The organism is Labrys neptuniae (genome assembly GCF_040797145.1).
Classification (GTDB): domain Bacteria; phylum Pseudomonadota; class Alphaproteobacteria; order Rhizobiales; family Labraceae; genus Labrys; species Labrys neptuniae.
This window is the reverse complement of sequence record NZ_JBFNQD010000017.1, coordinates 47,404-70,069: the sequence shown is the minus strand read 5'-3', so window position 1 is coordinate 70,069 and position 22,666 is coordinate 47,404. Positions and strand designations below refer to the sequence as shown.

Genomic DNA, 22,666 nt, shown 5'->3' with positions numbered 1-22,666 from the left:
GTGAACATGATCTCCAATGCATACGACCTATTCTGGCAGTACCGCGATGTTTATCTGACCGGCATTCGCAACGCTCTTTTGGCTGCCGCATTCGGATTGGTGCTGGCGCTGGCAATAGGGGTGTTGGCCGGTATCGCCCGCTACAGCTCGTGCGGCCTGCTTCGGGGCGTGGTTGCCGTCTATGTCTCGCTGGTGCGCAACACGCCGCTGCTCGTGCAGGTCTATTTCATCTACTTCGGCTTGCCTGCAATTGGCATAACCCTGTCTGCTTTTTCTACCGGTGTTCTTGCCCTGACGTTCAATTCGGGCGCCTACATTGCCGAAATGGTGCGTGGGGGGCTGAACGCCATTCCCAGAGGCCAAACGGAGGCCGCGCTCGCGCTTGGACTGCGCCGGCGCATAGTGCTGTACCGGGTCCTCCTGCCGCAGGCCGCGCCGACGATCCTGCCGGCGATCACCGGCCAATTCGTGCAATTGGTCAAGGACACCTCCCTGCTCTTCACGATCGCCGTTCTTGAAATCACGAAAGCGGCCGACGACGTCGGCAACGACAGCTATCAGTTCCTGCCGGCCTATCTCGTGAGCTGCGTGATCTATATCGCCCTGTGCGTCGTGCTGAACCTCCTGTCGGACGTCTACGAAAGCCGCGCCGGCTTCTCCAAGCACAAACGGGCATAACTCATGAGCAATATCCTTTCCGTTGCGCTCGATGCGTTTCAGCTCATTCTGACGGGATTGCCGATCGTTCTGTTCCTGGCATTCGCCGCCTTTTTCCCCGCACTCGGCCTTGGCATCGTCGGAGGGCTCCTTGCCTCCTCCCCTCTCGCGATCGTGCGGTTTTTGATCGGCGTCTATGTCTACCTGTTCCGCAGCACGCCGTTCCTGATGTTCATTTTTCTGGTTTACTACGGGCTACCGGAATTCGGCCTCGATATTGGCCCTGTCACGACCGCCATTATCGCTCTTTCGTTGTCTCACGGTGCCTACATGACAGAGATCGTCCGAGGCGGCTTGCTGGGATTGGACAAAGGCCAGAACGAAGCGTCGGTGGCTCTCGGGTTCAGTCTATTCCAGCGCCTGCGGGACATTACGCTGCCGCAGGCGCTGATGGCGATCATCCCCTCGCTCCTTGGCCAGATTATCCTGATCATCAAGGACACCTCGCTGGTCTCCGTCGTAGGGATCAGCGAGATTGCAAGGCTCGCCAAAGAGGTGGTCATCCGCACCAACCAGCCCTTCATCGTTTTTACCATTCTGGCTCTCACCTACTTCGTCGTCTGCTTCTCCCTGGAGTTCGTTGCACGCAAGTTGGAAGAAAAGGTAAGACGGATCACATCAGGGCATTAAAAGTGAGATAAAGACATGGATGTGCACGCAATATTCCAGGAAGCTCTCAGCCCCGAAACTTCAACGGCTTCGGAAAGCCGGGATGCGGGTGCCAAGTCGCTGCGCAAGATGGCTCTCGTCCTCGACGCCTTTTCCCGCAGTCGGCCGAGTATGACCATTGCTGACCTTTCGGAAGCCACCGGTCTGCCCAAGACCACGATCCACCGTATCGTCACCTCGCTCCGGGAGGTCGGTTTGCTCGATCAGGACGGGCGGCGCCAGGGATACCGGCTCGGCCTGAAGATGTTCCATTATGGCAGCAGTGTCCTGGCCAGCCTCGATACGCCCACGCGTGCCCATCCTCACATCGCCAAGCTTCAGCAACTGACCGGCGAGATCATTCACTTCCATATTTTCGACGGGCATCAGATGGTCTGCGTCGAGCGAGAACAGATGATCGCCTCGAGCATGACGACGCTGCAGGCCGCGCCGACCTATTGCACCAGCGTGGGCAAGGCGTTTCTGGCGTTTCAAGACGAAAGTCTCGTCAGGAAGATCGCCGGGGAGGGGCTGCACGGCTACACGGTTCGCACAATCACGCATCTCGACGATCTCCTGTCGGAATTGGCGCGCATCCGGGTGCAGGGCTTCGCCATCGACAACGAAGAAATCGAGGTGGGGGTGCGCTGCATCGGTGCCCCTGTTCGTGACTCCTCGGGCAGGGTGTTCGCGGCGGTCAGCGTCTCCGGTCCGGTCGATCGCATGCCGGATGGCCGTCTAGCAGGGTTGGCACCGGTGGTTATCCAAACTGCGAATGAGATTTCCCAAGCGCTTGCCGAGTAGCCCTGTGGAGGCGGCTAAGTAATATTCTGGGATCTCAACATTGGCAGGCCATTCCACTCGTCGGCGGTGACAGATCAGGCGTTGGCGAGAAGCGCCTCTACGAGCAATGGATCGCGAAGCGGCGAGGATGGGTATGATGCGCAGAAGTTGAAAGAGCATTTTGACTCTTGGATGAGTTCCCGCAGCACGCCGCCGTTGTAGAATTCCTGACTTCCACGGCGCACAACGACCTTGGTTTTCACCAGTCGCTGTGCATAGGCCCAGTCAACTCAGCTGTGATGTGGGTGGTTCTAAGTCGCAGTATGTCGAGGGAAATCGCGTTTTCGGGCGCTGTGGCATGTCGCAGCGTCGGACTTGATTGCGGGCCCCCGCAACCAAGTTTGAAGATGAAGACCTCGCTCAAGCAATGGCTTGGCGAGGTCTCGTGTTCTCAGGCCCATTGCCCCACAAGCAAAATCCATCAGTTACAATCGCAGGTTCAAATCAGGGGTGTCGTTTCCGTAACCCGTTGCCGAAGGCCAGGGACGTGTCGGGGCGGACGCGGCTTCGGGCCGGCCGAGACCGTTTGCGGGCAGGCCGAGTGGCAGTTTCTGCTCTGGCCCCGATCGTTATCGCAACCTATGATTGTTGTTAATTCCATCCCATCGCAAAACGATATATTTTCCTTGCATGGTGCTGCGACAAGCGGGACGTCTCCGGCTTAGGGCCGCTGTCGGATCGCATCGGTTTCTGCACCGGACCCGGACGCCAATCAACGATAAGATTTGCGAGGAGACGAGCGATGTGCGCAACGACGCCGGACCACATCATGCAGCTTGGCATGGGCTTCTGGGCCTCCAAGGCGATGCTCAGCGCCGTCGAACTCGGTGTCTTCACCGAGCTCGCAGCCGGCCCGGCCAACCTGCCGGCCCTGCAGGCCAGGCTGAAGCTGCATCCCCGCGCGGCCCGCGACTTTCTCGATACGCTGGTGGCCCTGAAGCTGCTCGAACGCGAGGACGGCATCTACCGCAATGCCCCCGATACGGACCTCTTCCTCGACAAGGCCAAGCCATCCTATGTCGGCGGCATCCTCGAAATGGCCAATGCCCGGCTCTACGGTTTCTGGGGTTCGCTCACCGAAGCCCTGCAGACGGGGGAAATGCAGAACGAAGGCAAGCACAGCGAGGACTTCTTCGCCGCGATCTATGCGGAGCCGGAACGGCTGCGCGGCTTTCTCAAGGCGATGAGCGGCATCAGCGCTGGAGCGGCGCAAGCGATCGCGGCCAAGTTCGACTGGTCGAAATACACGACTTTCGCCGATGTGGGTGCGGCGCAAGGTATGGTGCCGGTGGTGGTCGCGCGGGCTCATCCGCATCTCAAGGCGATCGGCTTCGACCTGCCTGCCGTGCAGCCGATCTTCGAGGAGTTTGTCGCCCAGCAAGGCCTCGCCGACCGGATCCGCTTTCAGGCCGGTAGTTTCTTCGACGACCCGATGCCGACCGCGGACGTGATCGTGATGGGACATATCCTGCACGACTGGGATCTCACCGAGAAGAAAATGCTGTTGGAAAAGGCCTTCGCCGCACTGCCGGAAGGCGGGGCTGTGATCGCCTATGACGCCGTCATCGACGATGAGCGCCGCGAGAACGCCTTCGGCCTGCTGATGAGCCTCAACATGCTGATCGAAACCCGCGGAGGCTTCGACTACACCGGCGCGGACTGCCAGGCCTGGATGCACGACGCCGGTTTCGTCTCCACGCGCGTCGAGCGGCTGTTGGGGCCAGATTCGATGGTGATCGGCTTCAAGTCCGGATGATACCAGCGGCTTTCAGCTCTGATCTGCCATGGTTCTTCCTCGGCATTCGGCCTCGCCAGGAAAGACGGAGGCATGTTGAGGGACGGCCTTCAGCGCAGGTCGTTCTTGCCCTTGGACTCGGCTTGGTCAGGCCCGACGCGCGGCAGCGGGCGGTCCTTGTCGGCGATGGCAACCATGATCTCATCGGCTTGTGGGGTCGGACACGCATACCTCCATTTCGGGTAAGGCGCACTACGGCAATCGCTCCGCTCCGATCAGGCGAATAGGCTACTAAGGCGGCACAATAGCACTCCTCTTCGATGACAGTGCGCTAGGGTCGGTCATGCCGCTGAAGCGCCCTGCGGATAAACCGTCTCGCGGCTGTCAGATCCCGATGCTCCGTTTGCGACACAGCCGCTCGGAGCGACCGGCATGATTGCATCGTTGATCGATAACAGCGTTCAGAGCCGCCGCGCTTCGGCGTCACATCGACGTTTCCGCATACCGCGCGGAGCAGGAGAGCTCCTCTCAGCTGCGTTCCCGGTAGCCGCTCAGCTCGATTCATCGAGCCGCAATGGTCGTAGATCTTGGAGCATCGGCCTGCCGAACGAGCGGCGAGTGACGATCAAGCATTCCGATGCCGAAGTGCGTCCACGATGACTTTGAATGCGGGCAGGTTTTGGCGCCGGCTTGGATAATAAATGTAGTAGCCCGCAAATTTGGGCGACCATTCGTCCAGCAACAAGACAAGATCTCCAGAGGCGACATGGAACTCGACAAGGTCCTCTGGCAAAAAGGCGACGCCCAAGCCACTCAAGGCCGCATCGATCATCGCATAGGACGTGCTGAAGGTGAGCTGGCCATCCACTCTGACACGCAAATCCTGTCCGTCTCTTCCAAACTCCCAGGCATACAGACCGCCGGCCGTGGCTTGGCGCATGTTGATGCAATTATGCCGGATCAGGTCTTGGGGATGCGCCGGCGGGGTATGCGCCTCGAGGTAGAGGGGCGAGGCGACGGCGACCATGCGCCAGTCCGGCCCGATACGGATGGCAATCATGTCCTTCTCAACGCTTTCTCCAAGCCGGATACCGGCGTCGAAGCCGTCCTCGATGATGTTGCGAAGACCATTGTCGACGCTGAACTCGAGCTTGATATCGGGATAGGACGCCAGAACAGGCCGGAGTTTCGGCCACACCAGTGAATTCAAAGCATGGTCCGACAACGTTATGCGGATCTTGCCAGCCGGCTTGTCACGGAATTCCATGAGCGCCGCGATCTCAGTCTCGATCTTCCCTGGCGATATCCCGTACGCCCGCCACGATGGCACGGGCGGGCACCATCTCGAGCAGCGCGTCGATGACGAGCGTGCCTAGCTGGCCGGCTGCGCCGGTCACGAAAAGCTTCGGCGTCGTGGGCATGGGTCGTTCTCCTTGTGGTTCATATCTGGCACAAGGTAATTAAGTGAGACCGATGCCGTCGTGAAGGAGGCAGAATTTTGGGACAGGGTGAGACAGAAGTAACCGTGCCGGCACCCGATGCAACACCGAGCGGATTGGTATTGGCACGCCGGCCCGACGGGTCACTCGACTCCCAATGCCCGGTGCGGGATGTTCTGGACCGTATCGGCGACAAATGGTCGACGCTGATCCTGGCCACTCTCGCGGCAGGCCCGCACCGATTCAGCGCCTTCCTGCGGGCGATTCCGGACATATCCAAGCGGATGCTGACGCAGACCCTTCGCGATTTGGAACGTGACGGCCTGGTCGCACGCACGGTGTTCCCCACCAGGCCGCCAAGCGTCGAGTACCGGCTGACGCCCCTTGGCGCCACAATTCTTGAACCGTTGGCATCCCTCGTCCAATGGGCCAATCGAAGCCATGCCGCGATCAAGGTCGCCCGTATGGCGTTCGATGCGGCTGGTTGAAACGGCCCGTTTGTCCAACTTCGTTTTCGGAAGGGATTGGAAACAATCTCAACAACAAGAAGCGCCCGCGAAGGGCAACTGAGAGGCCGGAAGGGGAATGGCGGATTTTGAGAACGGTAGTTGGGAAAGCGGCCGTTCGCCGAGATATTTGTGGGTCGGCGATTCGTGGGACTACAGGAAGACAGAACAAATATAGAATCCCTTGATCGTTCGGGATACTCAGGCAAGTATGCCGGTTGCGATTATGGGGGTATCATGACGAACAGGGTTCATATCGACGCGCCTGCTGGCGTGGTCGAGATCGAAGGCGAGAAGGATTTCGTTGAAGGGCTTCTTGGAAAGCTATTCCCTCTGATTGAGGAAGTGGGATTCGGAAGTCGTCCGCGAAGCACGGTCAGCACTGATCCAATCGCTGATCCGGTAAGCGATGTCGCTGATGAAGTATCAGCCGATGCGACAGAGACATCCAAGAAGCGTGTCCGCAAATCGGTTAAACAGCCACCTGCTGGTCAATCATGTCCGGCTCGAATCCAAATTCTGAAAGAAGAAGGGTTCTTCAAGGAACATCGCTCTCCAGCGGATATCGTAGAAGCTCTTAAGACCAAAGGTTGGACGCACAATCTCAATCAAGTTGGCGCTGCCACGAGCCAAATGTTCAGCAAGGGCATCATCCAGCGGACAAAGGTTGGAAAAGGACCTTGGCAGTACTTCTGGGATCGTGGGTGACATTTGACCCTACCAACTCTCAAAGATGCCCTCAGCGCCATTCCTGCTGGGTTGCGCAATCCATTGATCGAGGAGTTTGAGCAAGCCCTCGACGAATATCGCGCGGCAGACTGGGAAAAGGTTGGCCTCAAAGCAGGAAAGTTCTGCGAGGTAGCGTATTGTATATGTGCAGGTCATGCGACCGGAACCCATGCCACAAGCCCGTCGAAGCCGGGCAATTTCCCGCAGGCATGTCGCGATCTAGAGCAGTACAACGGTACTAAAGGACGCTCGCTTTGTATGCAGGTGCCGAAGGCATTAGCGGCGTTGTATGAGCTTCGTAATAATAGAGCGATTGGCCATGTCTCTGCTGAGATTAGCCCTAACCACATGGACGCGGAGTTTTTCCTGCGTGGCATGAAGTGGGTAATGGGCGAACTGGTTCGTAATTATTCGCAACTCCCGCTGGCAGATTCACATGCTGTTGTCGAAGCGGTCACCGCTAGAACTTTTCACATTGTTTGGTCGAGCGGCAACGTTCGGCGCGTGCTCGAACCGGCGAAAACGTCGGGTCAGAAGGTACTGATCCTGCTCTATGCTGAAAGCAAACCCGTCTCGGTGGCGCAGCTACAAGCGTGGGTCGAGTATAAGAACGGAACCGACTTCAAACGCAAGGTGCTGAAGGATCTGCATAAGAAAGCCTTGGTTCATTTTGACGAGAAAGCGGCCACTGTCCAGATATTGCCGACCGGACAGGCGCATGTGGAGAAGTCTGGCCTGCTAGTTACGAAGTGACCACAGGCAAGGCAACTCGGGGGCGCGTGGCCAGCAAGGTCGGGATAGTGCCGAAGCGGAGTCATTAGAGGGCTGCCGTCATCGCCGGCAACGGGATGCCCGCATGGCAGGTTTCAGGGTCACGCTGAACAAGGCGGAACGACCAGGATGGGGCGCATTGCGGACAGTCAAATACGGACCCAGAAGCGGACTGGCGGCGCCGGCGCTGACTGTTCGAAAAGCCGACATCATGGACGCCTGTGGGCAGTCCATGATCATTCTGTCCATGGGCTAGCGGCTAGCGCCGGAATGTCAGGTGAATGGTGCCGCTCTCTGCCGTTTCCGACTCCGCCGTGTAGCCAAGCTCGAAGCCACGCAGATCGTCCCAAAGGCGGATGCCGCGTCCGAGCAGGATCGGGACGATGGCGACGTGGAGGCGGTCGACGAGCCCCGCCTTGAGGAAATCACGGACGGTGCTGGCGCCGCCGCCAACCCGCACGTCCTTTCCACCTGCGACGGCAACGGCTTGCCGGAGCGCCTCGGCTGGCGTGGCGTCGAGGAAATGGAATGTCGTGCCGCCGGCCATTTCGATCGAGGGCCGTTTCCTGTGGGTCAGGACGAAGACCGGGACACGGAACGGTGGCTCGTCACCCCACCACCCCTTCCAGTTCGGGTCATCGGGGAAGCTGTGCAGCCCGAACATGCCGGCGCCCATGATCTCCGCACCTATATTGTCGAAATAGGCCCTGGCGTATCTGTCGTCGACGCCGGTCGTGCCTTCACCGCTGGTGTCCTTGAATACGCGCTCACGCATCGTCCTTGTCGCGATATAGGCGCCGACGAGGCGCATCCAGTCGGCGCCCATCGGCTGCTCGGGCGTCTGGTCCGTCGTTGTCGCGAAACCGTCGAGCGAGAGGTTGAAATCGACACGAACTGCCACCGGGGCCTCCTTGGTGTGGTTGCATGCTCGCCCTGTGCGAGCCAAATACTAAGGCAAGTGCCTTTATGTTTGAACTGCAACACTAAGGCAAGTGCCTTTTTGTCGTTGACCGGAGTCCGCGACCGCTTTACGGATGCACATGCCCTACCATTCGACCCCCCTCGACCTTGCCTTTCATGCTCTCAGCGATCCGACCCGCCGCGCGGTGGTGTCGCGGCTTGCCGAGGGCGAGGTGCCGGTCAGCGTCCTGGCCGAGCCGTTCGACATGGCGCTGCCCTCGTTCGCCCAGCATCTCAGGGTGCTGGAGGATTGCGGGCTGATCGCCAGCGAAAAGCGCGGGCGCAGCCGCTGGTGCCGGCTGGTGCGGCCGCGTTTCGACGAGGCGGCGAACTGGATGGAAGCGGAGCGCCGGCGCTGGGCCGAACGGCTGGATCGACTGGAAGCCTATCTGGACAAGACGGAAGAGGACGAGGAAAGACATGGCAAGCCAGTTTGAGACCTGGTCGCTTGACCGCGAGATCGTGCTGGTCAAGCTCTTGAACCACCCGCGCGCCAAGGTCTTTGCCGCTTGGATGGATCCCAAGGCACTCGCCCAATGGTTCGGCCCGACCGCCCTCAACATCGAGAGCCACGAAGCCGATATCCGCGAGGGCGGGGTCTGGCGTTTCGATATGGTTGGCATGTTCGAAGGCAAGGAGCAGCGCTTCCCCAACCTCATGCGTTTCCTGGAAATCGTGCCGAACGAGCGGATCGTGATGGACCATGGCACGCCCGACCCGCACGACCCCAACCGTTTCCGCGTCACGGTGACCTTCGACGAGCAGGCCGATGGCAAGACGGTGCTGACCATGCGCCAGCTCCACCCCAGCCGCGAACGGCGCCAGGCGGTCATCGGCTTCGGCGCGGTGGAATACGGACTGCAGACGCTGGATGGCCTCGCCGCCTGGCTGGACGGGCGAGCAAAAGCTGAGGCCGACTAGTCGGGCAGCGGCCTTCAGGGGCTGCGTCGAAGGCGTCGAATGGCTGAGACGGGGAACTGGCCGCGGACATCGCCCGCCGCGGCACGCTGCTCCAGAGCCTGAATGTCCGTCCGGTGCTCGATGCCAAGGGCTCCGAAACCGGCATGTTCGAGGTACCGGCCGGCGGCCGCCGCTATCAGGCGCTTGCACTGCTCGTGAAGCAAAAGCGCCTGGCCAAGACCACGCCTGTACCCTGTGTCGTGCGCGAGCCCTCGATTTCGATCCTCGCCGAGGACGACAGCCCGGCTGAGAACACCCAGCGCGTGGCGCTCCATCCCCTCGACCAATTCCGCGCCTTCCCCGACCTGCGCACCAAGGGCCTGAGCGAGGAGGCCATCGCCGCCGCCTTCTTCACCACGGCCCAGGTGGTGAAGCAGCGCCTGCGGCTTGCGGCGGTACGCCGATACGCTCGAGCTTGGGAGCAAGAGCGCGGCGCGATCATGGCGCAGGCGTTCATTCCGCTGTGTTTTGCAGAGGGCGACGCCCACCAGTTCGACTGGGGCCACGAGGCCGTCCTGATCAACAACGCCACGGTGACGGTGAAGGTAGCAAATGTGAGGCTGTGCCACAGCCGGGCCAGGACGGGGATTTTTGGCGTTTTATGATGTCGGAGGTCGGCGATGCCGGTGGCAAACGATTTAGCTGCCTCCTTGCGTATAATACACATTCGTCACCGAAAGCAGGGTTCGCGCTTTGGGCTGTCTGAAAGGCGGCGCCGACCCGTTCCGGTATTCGCCCGCCTGCCGTCCTTATGCTCGCAGTACAGTATTTGGAAAATGATGAGTCCAGATTCTGGATTCTGCTCTCTCCAAGATGACAGCCTCACGGCTGGTCGCCATGAGCAATGCGCCGGAAACTTAAGTAACTCATTGTTATATCTTGTATATTCATAGTTTTTCGAGAATTTCCCGTTGTTGGCACACATCTTGCGGAGTCACTCGCAAGGTCCCTCATGCTGTTGCGGAGAACACAATTGGCGCTGCCTATCCCACCACTCGAACTGCTGATGCGGTTCGGCATCGACATCATTGCCGTGCTTTTGTTGATCTTCGGCATGTACTACCGCCGTCGCTACGATAAGGAATTCGCAACGACGGCGGTGATGTTCAACGTTGCGACATTTTCGGTCCTCATCATCCTGTCTTCGGTCGAATTCGGTGTCGCTGCCGGTTTTGGCCTCTTTGCAATCCTGGCCTTGTTCCGGCTGCGGTCGGAGCAGTTCGACAAGGTCGAAATCAGCTATTTCTTTGCCTCCATCGCCATCGCGCTGGTCTGCTCAGTAACGGGTACGATGCTCGGGCTGGTCGCCACGGTGGTGGTGTTTCTGCTGCTCAGCGCATTCATTCTCGATCATCCCCGCTTCCTGCAAGCCGTCAGTGGCGTGAAGATCGTACTCGACGAGATCGACCATCGCGCCCTTACCGATGAGCCGGCGATGCGCACTGACCTTGGCAAACGCCTGGGAGTTGAGGTGATCTACTATGAAATCAAGGCATTCGACTATGTGAACGAAACCGCCTTGATCAACGTCTTCTTCCGCAACAAGTGACGCCCTGACAGCGGCGCCGAGACATGCAGTGCCCGGTCGTCCCGTGCGCTCACGACAATGAGAACTGGAGAGGCTATGCCATGTTCACCAGAGAAAGAGGCTTTCCGATGGGAGGCAGCATTGGCCAAGATGCCGCGGCCCAGGCTGATATACAGCCCTTGTTCAGTTTTCCGGCGCCTCGCACCATTGTTCCTCGCTGGCTGGTTGAACCCTATCGGCCGATTGGGCTCGAGCAACTCGACGCAAAGGCCGATATGCTGGACCGGCGTGACAACAAATATGTGGTGCGTGCCGATATGCTCCACCAGGCGATCGGTGAGCTGATCCAGCAATTCGATATTCTGGAGATCGACGGCAAGCGCAATTTCACATACGATACCTGTTATTTCGACGATGCGGAACGCTCCGCCTATTTTGATCACCACAAGGGGCGGCGTATCCGCTGCAAGGTCCGGATGCGCAAATATGTCGATGCAGATCTTTGCTTTGTCGAAGTCAAGCTCAAGCATATGCGCGGGATGACGATCAAGGAGCGGCTTCAGTGTCCGGTGGAAATGTACGGGACGATGGACGATGAGGCACGTCAGTTCGTCGCCTCCAGTTATCGCGACCTTTACCGGCGCGAGTTCACGCGTGAACTGCAACCCACGCTCGCGATGCGTTATCAGCGCGTGACGCTCGTGGCCAAGCGGGGTGGCGAGCGTGTAACGATCGATACCGGAATTGTGTTTGCGGGCACCTCGGGATCACAAACCATCGACGGCGATCTGATCCTAGTGGAAGTCAAGTCGGGCAACGCCAACGGCATTGCCGACAAGATCCTGCGGCGGCTGCACCAGCATCCTACCAACACCTGTTCGAAATATTGCGTGGCGATGGCGGCATTGAATGAAGTCTCCAAGTCCAACAAGTTCTTGGGCGCCTTGCGCAGGCTCGGCGTGGTTCCGACCTCGAGCGGCGCATGGCTGGCGAAGCCGTCGCAGCCTGTCAAGACAGCCTCGCTCGAACATCGGCATCCGGCAACCTGTTGAGAGGAAGGCCGTTGGCTGGTTGCAAAAGCAGGGCCACCACGGCCCGGCTGTTATTGGAATGGACATCTACGTATCATGCTGAGCTATATCGAGTGCTGGACAAGAGCGGATAATCCAGACCCGATGCCGATGCAGCCTGTCCGATAGGGCAACGGGAATCTGCGGAGGGCACACCTTGTCAAGCAAGCGCATATTGATCGTCGACGATGAAGACAGCATTCGTTTTGGGGTGCATGCCTTTCTGGAATCGCAGGGATACCGCGTTTTCGAAGCCGACAGCTGCCAGAAGGCGAAGGAACTGTTTCTGGCGTCCACACCGGACGCCGCGGTTATCGATTACCGGTTACACGATGGCACCGCCCTCGATCTGTTGCGCGCATTCAAGCAGGTCGACCCCAGTGTTCCCCTCATCGTGCTGACGGCCTATGGCACCATTGAACTGGCGGTTGAGGCGGTCAAGGAAGGCGCCGAGCAATTCCTGACCAAGCCTATCGAACTGCCCGTGCTGCATGCCATCCTGAAGCGCTTGTTCGCCAATCAGCGGCTTCAGCGTCAGCAGCGCGCCGTCGCCACCCGTGAAAGCCGCGAACGTGTCGATCCGTTTGCCGGCCAGAGCGCGGCGATCGAAAAACTGGCGGCTCAAGCGATCAAGATATGTGGTACATCGAGCCCAGTCCTCATTCTGGGAGAGACAGGCAGCGGCAAGAGCCAGCTTGCAAAATGGCTGCATCGCAATGGCCCGCGCGCCGAAGAGCCGTTCGTCGACCTCAACTGCGCGGGACTGTCCCATGACTTTCTCGAAGCCGAGTTATTCGGGCACGAAAAGGGCGCCTTCACCGGGGCCGTAGTCGCCAAGTGCGGGTTGCTGGAAGTCGCCGATGGCGGAACCGTGTTCCTCGACGAGATCGGCGACATGGATATGCGCGTGCAATCCAAATTGCTGAAGGCACTGGAAGAAAAGCGTTTTCGCCGCCTGGGCGCAGTTCGCGAGCGCGAGATCGACATTGCACTCATTGCAGCCACCCACAAGGATCTGGCCGAGGAAGTCGGGAAAGGCACTTTTCGCAGCGATCTCTATTTTCGGATCAGCGCGATTCCGCTTCTGGTTCCTGCCCTGCGCGATCGGATAGAGGATATTCCCGTGCTTGCCAGCACGTTGTTAGCCCAAATTCCGGCCAGCCGTGGTCGCCAGCTGGACCTATCCGACGAGGCGATGGGAACTCTCTGCAGCTATGCGTGGCCTGGGAACATACGCGAACTGCGAAATGTGCTCGAGCGTGCGACATTGCTGTGCGAACACGACCGCATCATGCCGCATGACCTGCGCTTCAACCTCATGCCCGGTGGGACCTTGGCCAGCCCCGATACCAACCTCACGCTCGAAGAGGTCGAACGGCAACATATCGAACGCGTCCTGGCGGAAGAGGAGGGCAGGGTGGCGCAGGCGGCGCTACGCCTTGCCGTCCCACGCAGCACGCTGTACCTGAAAATCAAGAGCTACGGCATCAAGACGTCGTAAAAGGCCTGTTACCGGCCGCCATTCCGCAGCTTGGACCTGGATATTGGCGTCCTTCTGCGGTCGCAGGGGCGATATGTTCAAGGTCAAGATTTACGCCAGCATCACCATCATCGTTACGCTCGGCTTGCTGGTGCTGCTGCACGTCTACCGCAATCTGGACAGTGTCGCCGGCTATTTGGCGACGCTCGACAGCGTCAGCGTGCCGTTCAGTATCGCCGCGCTGGAGATGGAGAAGAATGCCGAGGAATATACGAACGGGGTGTTGCGCTATGTCCGGGACCCCCAGCCCAAAGTCAAAGCCGAGATAGCACGGGACGAAGAGGACTTTACCGGACGCCATGCCATCTACATGCAACTCGCTACGAGCGATCGGGCACGCGGATTGGGGCGCGAGGTCCGTGCACAGCAAGAGAGGCTCGTCGCTGCCGGTGTAGAACTGATGGACGAGCGCGACCGGCTCGACGCGATATTCGGGGACACGACGGCCCTGCTGGAGGAAATCGACACTCTGATCGACGCCCAACACGAAGGGGCGGCACCGGATGGCCGGCCCGACAGGAACGACAGGTTGCTAGCCCTCACCAACATCGAGGCCGAAACCGCTGAAATTGGTTTCTGGCTGACCATGTTCAAGTACCGGACGGCCGATCCGGAACGCCAGTATCTGGTTAAGAAGGTTGGCGAGCAGCACAATGCCCTGGCCCGGTATCGCGAATTGATCTCGGTGGACCGGGACCGGCAACTCCACGAAGGATTGCGCGGGCGGCATCTAAAGGTATTTGCCAACACCAGGGCGCTGATCGCCGGCGAGACCCGGATCAGCGCGGATGCGCAACGGTTCGCCCAACTCGCCGAACAAATAGACGATATTTTTGACGATCAGATCCAGCCGATGCTGACAAGCAATCTGTCGGAGCCCCAGGACAAGGCGGACACCGCCATCGAACATGTGAAGGCGACGCTCCGATACCTCATCCCTGCCTATTTCCTGGTGGCGCTGGCCGTTGGAATATGGCTCGCCCTCGCGACCAATCGACCCCTGAAGAGGCTTGCCGACGGCACCAAAGCGATCAGGGCGGGCGATCTCGATCATCGTATCGACATCCGTGGCCGCGACGAATTCGGCAGGCTTGCCGAACAATTCAATCTCATGACCGAACGGTTGCAGGAGACCACGGTTTCGCGGGATCTGCTGGAGGCGAATGAGCGAGAGTTGCAGCAGAGCGTGGGAGACCTGCGCCAGGAGATTGCCGACCGTAAGCAAGCCGAACGGGAACGGGAAGCGTTGCAGGCGAAACTGCGGCGCAGCGAAACTCTGGCGACTATGGGGCAGTTGGTGGCCGGCGTCGCGCATGAGGTGCGCAATCCCCTGTTCGGGATTTCCTCCACCCTTGATGCGATCGAAGCGAATGCAAAACTCGGCCAGATCAATCCGCGCTTCAGCGGCGTGCTGCGTCGCGAGGTGAACCGGCTGAACAAACTAATGTCCGCCTTGCTCGAATATGGCCGCACATCACCGGATGATCGCGCGGTTGAATCGGTGGCCAAGGGACTCGTGGAGGCCCTCCGCTCCTGCCGGGCGGCTGCCGAGGCCGTGGGTGTCACTCTCGTCAATCGGGTATCGGAAGACGCCCTGGTCATGATGAATTACGACCGCCTGGTGCAGGTGCACGTCAATCTGATCGAAAATGCGCTGCAGCATGCGCCTAGGGGATCGGAGGTGATCGTCACCACGCGGGCGACGGTGGATGAAGGGGGAAGCCGATGGATCGAGTATTGCGTCGCCGATTCAGGCCCCGGGCTTGCGGCCGAGGATTTGCCGCATCTGTTCGATCCTTTCTTTACGCGACGACGCGGAGGTACTGGGCTCGGACTCGCCATCGTTCGGCGGATCGTTGACGAGCATCACGGCGTCGTCGAGCCCGGCGACAATCCAAAGGGCGGCACTGTCATGATCGTACGCCTGCCGGCGGCAGTGTCGAAAGATTGAGATGCCGCCGCCTATCGCCGGCCACGGCCGTTCGCCAGCGGTGGCCGGTTTCGCTGCCCAAGGTCTCGGGAGCGATGCCGCCCGAGACGCGGCTGTCGCGTTCGCCCGGCGTCGAGGACATTGATCGCCGAACGGTCCATTGCAGATCCTGAATGCTGTTCTCTTTTTTGACCGGACCTTTACGCGCAACGGTTTTCATCTATGACCGCTATGTGACAATTCTACAGCCGGATTCGATGCATGCTCAGCTGGTTCAAGAAGCTCCTGCCGCGTGAGGACAAGTTCTTTCACCTGTTCGAGCGCCATTCGAAGACGGTCGTCGGCGCAGCAGAGGCGATGAAGGCGATGCTGGCGGGCGAGGGCGATATCGAAAAGCACTGCAGCCGCATCGTAGAGCTCGAAGACGAGGCAGACGAGATCACCCGCGAGGTGCTGCTTGCAACCCGCCGCAGCTTCATAACGCCGTTCGATCGCGGCGACATCAAGGATCTGATCCAGTCCATGGATGATGCGATCGACATGCTCAACAAGACGGTGAAGACCATTCGGCGCTTCGAACAGCACGTATTCGAGCCTGGCATGCGGGAAATGGGTGTGCTGATCGCCGAGGCTGCGCATCTGGTCGCCGAAGCGATACCGCTGCTCACGCAGATCGGGCCGAATTCGGCAAGGCTCAGCGCCCTCGCCGAAGAGGTCACGCGGGTCGAGGACAAATCGGACGAGCTCTACGAAGAGGGCCTGAAGAACCTTTTCCGCATCAACGGCACCAGCAATGCCATGGCCTATCTCATCGGCAGCGAAATCTATGGCGAACTGGAGAAGGTCGTCGACCGCTTCGAAGACGTCGCCAACGAGATCAGCGGCATCGTCATCGAGAACGTCTGATGGAAACAGCTCTCGCCCTGCCGCTCCTGGTCGGTCTCATCACCGTCGGGCTCATTTTCGATTTTCTCAACGGCCTGCACGATGCGGCCAATTCGATCGCCACCATCGTTTCGACGCGCGTGCTCAGACCGCATTATGCCGTGTTCTGGGCGGCATTCTTCAATTTCATCGCCTTCCTTTTCTTCGGCCTGCACGTGGCCGAGACGCTTGGTACCGGCATCATCGATCCCGGCATCGTGACGCCGGCGGTGATCTTTGCCGCTCTCATGGGCGCGATTGTGTGGAACGTGCTCACTTGGCTGCTCGGCATTCCGTCGAGTTCCTCGCACGCACTCGTTGGTGGGCTTGTGGGGGCAGGTCTCGCCAAGACGGGCGGAAGTGCCGTCGTGCTCTCAGGCCTTGCGAAAACGGTCTCGGCGATCTTCCTGTCGCCGGCGATCGGCTTTTTTCTCGCTTTGGTGCTGATTCTGGCGGTGTCCTGGATCTTCGTTCGGCAAACGCCTTTCGCCGTCGACCGTACCTTCCGTATTCTGCAATTCGTCTCCGCTTCGCTCTATTCGCTGGGGCACGGTGGCAATGATGCGCAGAAGACGATGGGCATCATCGCGGTGCTGCTGTTTTCACAAGGCTATCTCGGTTCGAGTTTCTACGTGCCGTTCTGGGTCGTATTGTCCTGCCAGGCGGCAATGGCCCTCGGTACGCTCGCCGGCGGCTGGCGGATCGTGCATACGATGGGATCGAAGATCACGCGGCTCAATCCGATGCAGGGTTTCTGCGCGGAAACCGGCGGTGCTTTGACCCTTTTCGGTGCGACCTGGCTGGGCATTCCGGTCTCGACCACGCATACGATCACGGGTGCCATTGTCGGTGTTGGCGCGGCTCGTCGTGTCTCGGCCGTTCGATGGGGGCTGGCCAGCAATATTGTCGTCGCCTGGGTCGTGACGCTTCCCGCCGCGGCGATCATTTCGGCTCTGGTCTACTTCCTGGCGGCGATGTTTGGCTAAGCGATCCATGGACCCGAGCCAGATAGGGCAGCGCGCCCAGATCCGCTACCCCGGCCGCGATGCCGCCGGCAGCGACCAGGGGGTCGGTGCGCACAAGGATGGCGGCTTCGTCACCGTGCTGCTGCAGGATACGACGTCGGGCCTGCGTATTCGCACCGAAGAAGGCGTCTGGATCGATGCCCCGCCCGTACCCGGCACCTTCGTCATCAACAGCGGCGAGCTCCTGGAAATGGCGACGAACGGCTTCGTGCGCGCCGACGTTCACGATGTCGTCACGCCGCCGCGCGGCACGGAACGCTTTTCGGTCGCCTTCTTCCTCGGTGCCCGCTATCACGCCAGGATACCGGTTATCCCGTTGCCGGACCAGCTTCGGGGCAGCGAGCGGGGCGTAACGGTCGATCCACTCAATCCGATCTTCAGAGAGGTGGGCATCAACCATCTCAAGAGCCGCCTGCGTTCCCATCCGGATGTTGCCGCCAAACATCATCCGGACCTGCTTCACCTCCTGGAAAAGGCGGGAACTGCATAGCCCGCCGGCCTTTCGTGTGAGACTCCCCTCGGCTCTCCTGCACGGTACCCATGATCGGCGGGAGCCTGAGGCCGATAACAGGGGCCGCCTGGCCGACTCATCGCCGGTGGGCTGCCGTCGGCTTATAGTGACGCGGCCGGACGGATGGCCTTCATCGCGACAAGTGGCGTGGCGCGACTATCGCACCGCTACGCTGCGTGAGAAATTGGGTGGTCGCCCACGGCTGCCCGCCGGCCATCCCGCGGCACGCTTTCGTCATGGGAATTGATCCACCAAGTCTTCTGTCGCCAAAGCGGCGTCTCCTTCAAAGGCGTTTTAAAGTACGGATATCCGCCAGCGGAGTGCCGTCATTGCTTCGATTGATGCGGCAGCAAAGAAGTCGCAGGTCACGCCGGACATGCAAGGTGCCGAGGTGGACCGTGATCGCCTCGCCCGGATCGAGGTTCGCGAAGTAGGTGATGTCGCGTCGCGCAACGTTGCAGATCCGTGTTGGCGGCGGCGTGAGGGCCCACTCCGTCCTGTCGGCGAAGGCCAGAAAGCTCGTGAAATACAGAAAGCCGGCTCCGTTGAAATCTTGGCTCGGGCACGGCGTGAACTCCAAGCACTCGAAGGTTATCCGAGGGTCATGGTCGGGCATGCGCGGCGCAAGTTGGGGCGGCGTCACGGCAGCAAATGGGGGCAGGCCTGCAACCTCAATGCGGGCAATCGAATGGTTGGAGGCCCCCGCCTTTCGATGCACGAAGACCGAGGTCAGGATGACCGAGCCGATGGAAGCGCCATCGATCGCCAGTTCATGGCAGCTGCGCATCTGCGTGCGCGAGATCCGCGACAGCGCGCTGCGGATATGCAGGACATCATTCTCCCGAGCCTTTTCGAAGGCCGCCTCGCAGACTTCCACCGAACGAAAGGCGGCATAGACGGGTGCACCGGCTGCGTCCCTGAAGTCGGGTACCGGCCGGCCGGCCATCTGCGCCAGCATCAGCCAGTGCCGATGCCCCAGTTCCTTGAGCAGCCAGGTCTCCGACAGGCCGTTGAAGGCCAGATGCGGCATGCCGAGGAGCACCGGGCCAAGGCCGGCCTGCGCCTTTTGCGGTTCGTGCGCGAGCGGTCGGTCGATCAGAATCGGAGCGTTCATGGGGAAGTGCCTTCAGACGGCCATTCGGGCAGGCGTCGAGCCCATCTCGTTCGCCCGTAGCGCCGCGAGATGATCGACTACGAAGTCGGCGTCCCGGCCGACGCTCAGGAAGCGCCCTGAACCCCAGGTCCAGAGCCAGGGCATGCCGATCACGTAAAGGCCTTGCACATCCGTCACGCCGCGCCGGTGCGCGGGATAGCCGGTCTCGTCGAGGAAGGGCAGGTCCACCCACGACCAATCCGAACGGAAGCCGGTGCTCCATATGATGCCGGTAATGTCGGCGGCTTCCACGTCGAGGCTGCGTACCGGCTCGCCGGGTTGCCAGACGGGGCTGTAGTGCGCCCCTTCCGGCGCGATGATGCCCTTCTCGGCGATGTGTCGGTCGATCAGCGCGCAGATGCCGTTATAGACCGCATCGGCGGCATCGAGGTTGCGGGCGAGGTCGTCGGCGAGTGTCAACCGCCCGTTCTCGATGCCGGTGAGACGGCCATGCAGGACCATGCCTTCGTTCGCAAAGCGGCGCAGGTCGATGTCGCGGCCGCCGCCTCGTCCGGTGAGGTAATGGTTGGCATTGCCTCGGACTTTCTCTCCGAGCGGATGGTCTTCGACCGTCATCTCGTACTGGCCGAGGTCATCGAGCCAGTCCACTGCATCGCGCCCGCGATAGAAGCGAGGGCAGCGCGGTGCACTGCCGACGACGAGATGCACGGTGCGGCCCGCCAGATGGAGATCCTCCGCGATCTGACAACCTGATTGGCCGGAACCGATGACCAGGATCTTGCCGGACGGCAACTGGTCGGGGTTCTTGTAGGCAGAGGAATGAATCTGGACGATACCCTTGGGGGCGCCGGCGGCCATGGCCGGGATTTTGGGAATGTGGTAGGCGCTGACGGCGAGGATGACGGCGTCCGCGGTGACATGGCCCTCGCTCGTCTCGACCAGGAACCCTTCGTCTCTCCGGGCCACGCGCGTGACGGCGACGCCTTCCCGGACCGGCACACCGGTCCGCCGTGCAAAGGCCTCGACATAGGCGACGATCTCTTCGCGCGGCATGAAACCGTGCGGCTCTGAACCAGCATAGGGAAAGTCCGGCAGCTGGCATTGCCAGTTCGGGGTCACCAGACAGAAGGCATCCCAGCGCTGGCTGCGCCAGGTGTGGGCAATGCGGTTCTTCTCGAAGACGACATGGTCGATGCCATGCCGCTTGAGATGATAGCTCGCAGACAGGCCAGCCTGCCCGCCGCCGATCACGACGACGCTGTGATGGGTGGGAAGAGGGGCACGCATGGGCAGCTCCTTCATTCGATAAAGGTGATGCAGGTGACGAAGGGGGCGGGGTTGTCGGCGAAGCGGCGGGCGCGGACCTCGATGTCGTGCAACTGCCCGAGCGCCCGCGCGCAGGGCACGCCGTATCGGGCTTCCACACGGCCGCTGGCGATGTTGAGGGCGGTGCGGCTGCGTTCGAGAAAGTCGGTGAGCGGATAGGAGCCACCTGGCGCGAAATAGTCCTTGATGACGAGGGAGGGGGAGTAGCAACTCACCTCCTCGCCATCAGGCCAGCGTATGACAAAGCGCATCTCAGGCATGCTGGCGGGCTCCAAGGGTTCGATAGACGGGTAGGTGGGCGCGTGCGGTATCGGCCCAGTTGTGCCGCGCGGCGATCGCCAGGCCACGCTGGACCAGCCTTTCGCGTTGAGGTGAACGCATGGCCGCGACCATCGCGTCCGCGATCGAGCCCGTTGACAGGGGATCGCACCAGACAACATCGTCATCGGCGAGGTAGTCGGTGAAGGGCGCGATGTGCGAGGCGATGACCGGGATCCCGCATGCCATGGCCTCGATGACGGCAAGGCCGAATCCTTCCTTGAGGGAGGGAAAAGCCAGGGCCGAGGAGATCCTGTAGAGGGCAGCCATCTCCGCCTGGGGTATCGGTCCCGCCAGCACGACGGAGCCTGGCAGCAGGCGGGACTGGCCGAGGGCCAACCTGAATTCGGCCTGATAGGCGGCATGGTCGAGAACCGAGGCACCGCCCGCCAGCACGAGCTGGGAACCCGGCAAGACGGTCTGTGCCTGGCTGAATGCCTGCAGGACGCGGAGTGTGTTCTTGCGTTCCTCCACCCCGCCGACGCTCAGGAAGACGGGGCCTCGTCCAAGTCCGAGGCGACGCACCAGGCCTGATTCCGAGCCGTCCCTCTCAGGCTGGAAGAAGGCGGCATTGACGCCATTGCCGACCATTGTCGCGGCGATCCCCATGTCGCGGTCGAGCTTGCGGCGCCAATGCTCGCTGACGACGAAATGGCGGTCTGCGCCATGGATGGAGCGGGCCTGCAGCGCTGCGACGCGGGGATCCTCGAACCTGTCGACATGGTGCACGGTGCGGGCGAAAGAGTTGATCAGACGTTCCTTGCGCAGCGTCGCCAAGGCGTTGCCCGAAATGCCGTCATGCGCATGGAACACATCGAAGTGTCGGTGAGCATGGTCGCTGAAATAACGCAGATAGTCGGCAATGCGTGTTTCCACCATTCCGAAGGTATCCCCCTCGAAGGGGGAGGCGGGGACACAGGCGGTTTCGCACTGCGCCTTCCGGAAGAAGCCCGCTGCCCTCGCGTCCGGCGCATGTACGACCGCCTCATGACCGAGGGCCGTCAGGGCTTCTCCCAGAGCCAGGGCATGCACGACTCCTCCGCGCGGATTGGTCGAGTGGGTGAGGATCGCGATGCGGAGCGGACCAGGGATGCTCACGCCGCAGCCTCCTGTCGTGGCAGGCCGAGCAGCGGATGGGCTGCATGGTTGCGGATGACTTCGCGGCGACCCTCCAGCGAGATAGCAACTTCGCGAGAGCCGTCGAAACATCCGACTGCAGCTGCAGCAATGTCGCGCTCGGCGAAGCGGTCGACGACGGCTTGCGCATCCGCCGGCCTGGTGGCGATCAGATAGCCGAAGCTCGGAAAGGTGGTAAGCCAACGCTCCATCGGGACATCGGGCGGCATGGGGACCGCGCCGAGATCGATATCGATGCCCACACCCGAACATTCGGCCAGCATGATCGTGGTACCCACGATGCCGCCCTGGCTGATGTCCTTGGCCGCATGGGCAAGACCGGCTTCTGCGAGGGCTGGCAGGATTTCAAGGTCAGTTCGTAGCCGAGCGGGCGGCGCATCCGTCGCCGCTTCCCAGTTGGAGAAGGGCTCGCGATAGCGTCCCCTCAAGTCGATGGCGACAATGAGCATGTCGCCCAGCCGCGCACCGAAGCTCGTCAGGAGCTTGTCGGCGCGTCCGAGTATGGCGACGGAAAGTTGCCCGCGGTCCGTCCTCACATTGGTATGGCCGCCGACGATCGGCACGCCATAGGCCCGCGCCGCTGCCCTCAGACCAGCCAGGACCGGAGCCGCGCCTTCCTCTCCGTCGGCCCACACGGCATCGACCACGGCGATAGGGCGTCCCCCCATGGCAGCCACGTCGGAGACGTTGACCATCACCCCACACCAGCCGGCGAACCAGGGGTCGCGCGCGACGAATTCGTTCATGAAACCTTCTATGGCGAAGAGGAGATGGCCGTCTTCGGCAGCTATGACGGCACAATCGTCGCCGACGGGGACGGGCATGTCGGCAGAGAGGCCAAGGCTGGCCGCCACCGCGGCGATATCCTGCTTGCCGTTGATCCCCTTGTTGTCGCGAAGGGATGCTGCAAGCTCGGCGAGATCGATCGTCATCGC

21 protein-coding genes and 4 pseudogenes are annotated in these 22,666 nt (G+C 60.9%); 17 read left to right on the top strand and 8 right to left on the bottom strand.

All coding sequences use genetic code 11. The features are described from left to right. Window positions 1-6: 6 nt before the first annotated feature. The 4 genes from ABXS05_RS29735 (at window position 7) to ABXS05_RS29720 (ending at window position 3,964) form a co-directional block, all read left to right on the top strand. On the top strand, window positions 7-678 hold the full coding sequence (locus tag ABXS05_RS29735; protein WP_367626371.1) for an amino acid ABC transporter permease: 672 nt from the start codon (window positions 7-9) through the stop codon (window positions 676-678). 3 nt (window positions 679-681) lie between these two features. Next, complete coding sequence (locus ABXS05_RS29730) at window positions 682-1,347, top strand: amino acid ABC transporter permease (RefSeq protein WP_367626370.1); 666 nt, start codon at window positions 682-684, stop codon at window positions 1,345-1,347. A 108-nt stretch (window positions 1,348-1,455) separates the two neighbouring features. Further along, window positions 1,456-2,169 carry an IclR family transcriptional regulator gene (locus ABXS05_RS29725; RefSeq protein ID WP_367626369.1) on the top strand — a complete coding sequence of 238 codons (714 nt, stop codon included), beginning with the start codon at window positions 1,456-1,458 and terminating at the stop codon, window positions 2,167-2,169. 781 nt (window positions 2,170-2,950) lie between these two features. After that, the gene (locus ABXS05_RS29720) at window positions 2,951-3,964 is read left to right on the top strand and encodes a methyltransferase (protein ID WP_367626368.1); all 1,014 of its coding nucleotides are present in this window, start codon (window positions 2,951-2,953) and stop codon (window positions 3,962-3,964) included. A gap of 604 nt (window positions 3,965-4,568) precedes the next feature. On the opposite strand, the pseudogene ABXS05_RS29715 reads toward ABXS05_RS29720, so the two are convergent. Then, window positions 4,569-5,237: pseudogene (locus ABXS05_RS29715) on the bottom strand (LysR substrate-binding domain-containing protein); the annotation flags it as partial. A 7-nt stretch (window positions 5,238-5,244) separates the two neighbouring features. After that, window positions 5,245-5,364, bottom strand: a pseudogene (locus tag ABXS05_RS29710) (KR domain-containing protein); the annotation flags it as partial. A 134-nt stretch (window positions 5,365-5,498) separates the two neighbouring features. On the opposite strand from ABXS05_RS29710, the gene ABXS05_RS29705 reads away from it, so the two are divergent. From ABXS05_RS29705 to ABXS05_RS29695, 3 genes are all read left to right on the top strand, one after another. Continuing rightward, window positions 5,499-5,870 carry a winged helix-turn-helix transcriptional regulator gene (locus tag ABXS05_RS29705; protein WP_367626405.1) on the top strand — a complete coding sequence of 124 codons (372 nt, stop codon included), beginning with the start codon at window positions 5,499-5,501 and terminating at the stop codon, window positions 5,868-5,870. A 255-nt stretch (window positions 5,871-6,125) separates the two neighbouring features. Next, complete coding sequence (locus ABXS05_RS29700; protein WP_367626367.1) at window positions 6,126-6,596, top strand: hypothetical protein; 471 nt, start codon at window positions 6,126-6,128, stop codon at window positions 6,594-6,596. 3 nt (window positions 6,597-6,599) lie between these two features. After that, complete coding sequence (locus ABXS05_RS29695; protein WP_367626366.1) at window positions 6,600-7,370, top strand: hypothetical protein; 771 nt, start codon at window positions 6,600-6,602, stop codon at window positions 7,368-7,370. Window positions 7,371-7,647: 277 nt separating this feature from the next. On the opposite strand, the gene ABXS05_RS29690 is transcribed toward ABXS05_RS29695, so the two are convergent. Further along, on the bottom strand, window positions 7,648-8,289 hold the full coding sequence (locus ABXS05_RS29690) for a dihydrofolate reductase family protein (RefSeq protein ID WP_367626365.1): 642 nt from the start codon (window positions 8,287-8,289) through the stop codon (window positions 7,648-7,650). Window positions 8,290-8,428: 139 nt separating this feature from the next. Between ABXS05_RS29690 and ABXS05_RS29685 the strand changes: the two genes are divergently transcribed. The 10 genes and pseudogenes from ABXS05_RS29685 to ABXS05_RS29640 form a co-directional block, all read left to right on the top strand. Continuing rightward, entirely contained in the window at window positions 8,429-8,785 is a 357-nt protein-coding gene (locus ABXS05_RS29685) for an ArsR/SmtB family transcription factor (RefSeq protein ID WP_149250183.1), read from the top strand. Further along, window positions 8,769-9,269 carry an SRPBCC family protein gene (locus ABXS05_RS29680; protein WP_367626364.1) on the top strand — a complete coding sequence of 167 codons (501 nt, stop codon included), beginning with the start codon at window positions 8,769-8,771 and terminating at the stop codon, window positions 9,267-9,269. The genes ABXS05_RS29685 and ABXS05_RS29680 overlap by 17 nt, the downstream gene beginning before the upstream one ends. A gap of 143 nt (window positions 9,270-9,412) precedes the next feature. Beyond that, window positions 9,413-9,883 (top strand): annotated as a pseudogene (locus ABXS05_RS29675) (ParB N-terminal domain-containing protein); the annotation flags it as partial. Window positions 9,884-10,281: 398 nt separating this feature from the next. Further along, entirely contained in the window at window positions 10,282-10,857 is a 576-nt protein-coding gene (locus ABXS05_RS29670; RefSeq protein ID WP_367626363.1) for a DUF4956 domain-containing protein, read from the top strand. A gap of 80 nt (window positions 10,858-10,937) precedes the next feature. Further along, a complete protein-coding gene (locus tag ABXS05_RS29665) occupies window positions 10,938-11,888 on the top strand; it encodes a polyphosphate polymerase domain-containing protein (RefSeq protein WP_367626362.1) in 951 nt (316 codons plus the stop codon). Between the two features lie 175 nt (window positions 11,889-12,063). Further along, window positions 12,064-13,407 (top strand): sigma-54-dependent transcriptional regulator, encoded by a 1,344-nt coding sequence (locus ABXS05_RS29660; RefSeq protein ID WP_367626361.1) that lies wholly within the window; start codon window positions 12,064-12,066, stop codon window positions 13,405-13,407. A 73-nt stretch (window positions 13,408-13,480) separates the two neighbouring features. Beyond that, a complete protein-coding gene (locus ABXS05_RS29655; protein ID WP_367626360.1) occupies window positions 13,481-15,397 on the top strand; it encodes a sensor histidine kinase in 1,917 nt (638 codons plus the stop codon). Window positions 15,398-15,637: 240 nt separating this feature from the next. Then, window positions 15,638-16,282, top strand: coding sequence for a DUF47 family protein (locus ABXS05_RS29650; RefSeq protein WP_367626359.1), 645 nt, complete (start codon window positions 15,638-15,640; stop codon window positions 16,280-16,282). Beyond that, a complete protein-coding gene (locus ABXS05_RS29645) occupies window positions 16,282-17,286 on the top strand; it encodes an inorganic phosphate transporter (RefSeq protein WP_367626358.1) in 1,005 nt (334 codons plus the stop codon). Before ABXS05_RS29650 ends, ABXS05_RS29645 begins: the two co-directional genes overlap by 1 nt. A 40-nt stretch (window positions 17,287-17,326) precedes the next feature. Further along, a pseudogene (locus tag ABXS05_RS29640) lies at window positions 17,327-17,815 on the top strand (2OG-Fe(II) oxygenase family protein); the annotation flags it as partial. 304 nt (window positions 17,816-18,119) lie between these two features. Here ABXS05_RS29640 and ABXS05_RS29635 read toward each other — a convergent pair. Genes ABXS05_RS29635 through ABXS05_RS29615 form a run of 5 tightly spaced genes read right to left on the bottom strand, consistent with a single transcriptional unit; the run spans window position 18,120 to window position 22,663 of the window. Next, window positions 18,120-18,950, bottom strand: a complete 831-nt coding sequence (locus ABXS05_RS29635) for a Pnap_2097 family protein (protein WP_367626357.1) — start codon at window positions 18,948-18,950, stop codon at window positions 18,120-18,122. Window positions 18,951-18,962: 12 nt separating this feature from the next. Beyond that, window positions 18,963-20,237, bottom strand: coding sequence for an MSMEG_0569 family flavin-dependent oxidoreductase (locus tag ABXS05_RS29630; protein ID WP_367626356.1), 1,275 nt, complete (start codon window positions 20,235-20,237; stop codon window positions 18,963-18,965). Between the two features lie 11 nt (window positions 20,238-20,248). Next, window positions 20,249-20,536 (bottom strand): MSMEG_0570 family nitrogen starvation response protein, encoded by a 288-nt coding sequence (locus ABXS05_RS29625; protein WP_367626355.1) that lies wholly within the window; start codon window positions 20,534-20,536, stop codon window positions 20,249-20,251. Then, window positions 20,529-21,692 carry an MSMEG_0565 family glycosyltransferase gene (locus tag ABXS05_RS29620; protein WP_367626354.1) on the bottom strand — a complete coding sequence of 388 codons (1,164 nt, stop codon included), beginning with the start codon at window positions 21,690-21,692 and terminating at the stop codon, window positions 20,529-20,531. Before ABXS05_RS29620 ends, ABXS05_RS29625 begins: the two co-directional genes overlap by 8 nt. Next, window positions 21,689-22,663, bottom strand: coding sequence for a sll0787 family AIR synthase-like protein (locus ABXS05_RS29615; protein ID WP_367626353.1), 975 nt, complete (start codon window positions 22,661-22,663; stop codon window positions 21,689-21,691). The genes ABXS05_RS29620 and ABXS05_RS29615 overlap by 4 nt, the downstream gene beginning before the upstream one ends. Between the last annotated feature and the right edge of the window lie 3 nt (window positions 22,664-22,666).